Here is a 2,249-nt window from a genome sequence, read left to right as displayed (position 1 = left end):
GATGCGACATTGCAGGCTGTAAGGAGTGGGTTCCCAAGGGGGATTGGTACATCAGGCACCCGGTTCACGGCGTTGTCTGCTCCCCATGTGCTGACGATCTGGGCTACTACCCACCAGGTCATCCCAAGAATCCAGACTGACCCCGCTGCGGCGGGGTTTTTTTGGCATGCCAGAAAGCGTGGACGATTGCAGGATAGGCAACCGCCGTCCGTAGTGTTTACAGAATGGGGTGTGGGGCCGTGGCCCCACGGTGACCGCCTTTCCCGTGGCAGTGAGTGGCCGGTGGTGCCCGGCGCGGGCGTACCCCTTCCCCCAAGCCACAACCCCCCCTCGCGCCCGGTGACCGCTTCTGCGCGGGTGGCTGGCGGGGTGTGTGCGACGGAGGAGCACGCAGACGCCGGCCACCCCCGCAGTGCCGTCATAGGCCGCAAGGGTGGTGATCGCTGGGCCGTGGCCGCCCTCTTGGTACATACACGGAATCTCACACCACCCAAAAGCCATAAATCTGTTAGAGTGGGACAACCTTGGCAGAGGTGGTACATATGGCAACCCGCAACAAAAGAGTCCAGGTCGCGCTTTCTGATGAAGTCTCGCAACTGGTCGATGAGCTCCATGAGCTGACTGGTCAGACCAAGTCATCGATCATTTCGGAGCTTATGGATCAGGTGGCACCGGCCCTTCAGACAACGTTGAAGGCTATCCGGCTTCTTCATGAGCAGCCCCGAGAGGCTCAACGCCTGATACAGAACTTCACCAATGAAGCTGTCATGGCATCGGCCCAAGCCTCACTGGAGCTTGATGCAGCCATTGAGTCTCGCGCTCCAAAGGGAAAGAGGTCGAGAAAGGGGAGCTTCGGTGCCAAGACCCCCTGAAAATAAAAACCCCCCACAGGTGGCAGCCTGCGAGGGGTTTGGATCAAAGAGCACTGGGAAAGAGCTCACCGACAAGCATACCACCCGGACACGGGAGGACTATGCACGGGAGCGTTACCGCCTTGATGGGCTTATCAAGCGCGTGCTTCGCGCTGACGCGGTGAAGAACAGCCCGGACAAGTTCCCGGCCAACGTCCATCGGTCTATCGGATGTACCTGGGTACGGGTCAGCCAAGAAGTTTCCCTGGTGCGCCCGGAAGGTAAGCCCAGCTATCACTACAAAGGCCTGAAGATCTGCGGCAGTGTGCACACCTGCCCGCTTTGTGCATCCAAGATCCAAGAGCGTCGCCGGCAAGAAGTTGCCCAGGCTATCGCTTGGGGGGAGGGGCAGGGGAAAGCCTTCGTGATGGCCTCCTACACCTTCCCGCACCGGGTAGACCAACCGCTGGCCCTGCTGCTCAAGCTCCAGCAACAGGCAATCACCTACATGCGTGGTCGTCGGCAATACATGGCACTCATGGGCGATGTGGGGTTTGCTGGTCGTATCCGTACCCTTGAAGTGACCCACGGCAAGAACGGTTGGCACCCTCACACCCACGAGCTGCTGATTGTCAGCCCGTCTGCCGATCCTCTCCGGATGCGCATGGTGCTGGCTGAGCTTTGGCTCAAGGCGTGCAAGAAAGTCGGCCTTTTCCAGCCTGACAGGGACGACGAATGGGCATTCCTGGCACACGCTGTGGACGTGCGTGACGGCGATGAAGGTGCAGCTTCGTATCTGGCCAAGATGGACGACCAGAACAAGTGGGGCCTGTCCCATGAAATGACCAAGGGAAGCAGCAAACAGGGCCGGGCTTCTGGCTCCCATCCGTTCAAGCTTGCGGTAGAAGTTTCCACGTCCGCCTTGTTCATGGAGTACGTCACCGCGATCAAAGGATCACGCCAGCTTGTCTGGTCGCGTGGCCTGAAAGACGCCGTTGGCCTCGATGAAAAGACAGACGAGGACATTGCCCAGGAGGAAGCTACCCGTGTTACGGATCGCATCCCACTGACCCCTGATGACTGGCGAAAGGTCATCAAGGTTGATGCCCGTTATGACCTGATCCACGCTGCTGAGACTGCCGGCCATGAGGGTGTCAGGCTTGCCCTTGATGCACTGCCGGAAGTTGTCCAGGACAACGCCGATGATCAGAAACCACCCCGCCCGGTTGTTCCAGAAGTAGTGGCTACCGGGTCGGTCTTTGACTGGATTGACCGTAAGGAATCGCCCAATGCCCAAACGACACCCAGACCGCTATCTCATCCAGTCGTGGCCAAGCGGCAACGGCTTCGTTATCTACCTGGACAGGAGGACAGCCCCGAAGTGGGTTTTGAACCGGG

The 2,249-nt window shown here is 59.4% G+C and carries 2 protein-coding genes; both read left to right on the top strand.

Going from position 1 to position 2,249, the window contains the following annotated elements; all coding sequences use genetic code 11:
- The first annotated feature begins 542 nt into the window (after positions 1 to 542).
- Positions 543 to 872 carry a hypothetical protein gene (locus ABB25_RS11570; RefSeq protein WP_057666969.1) on the top strand — a complete coding sequence of 110 codons (330 nt, stop codon included), beginning with the start codon at positions 543 to 545 and terminating at the stop codon, positions 870 to 872.
- Between the two features lie 160 nt (positions 873 to 1,032).
- Positions 1,033 to 2,249, top strand: a 1,217-nt coding sequence (locus ABB25_RS11565; RefSeq protein ID WP_152981195.1) for a hypothetical protein, incomplete at its 3' end; no start/stop codon positions are given.

It is taken from the genome of Stenotrophomonas koreensis (genome assembly GCF_001431525.1).
Classification (GTDB): Bacteria; Pseudomonadota; Gammaproteobacteria; order Xanthomonadales; family Xanthomonadaceae; genus Stenotrophomonas; species Stenotrophomonas koreensis.
The sequence above is the reverse complement of the archived record's forward strand: the minus strand, read 5'-3'. Positions and strand labels throughout refer to the sequence as shown.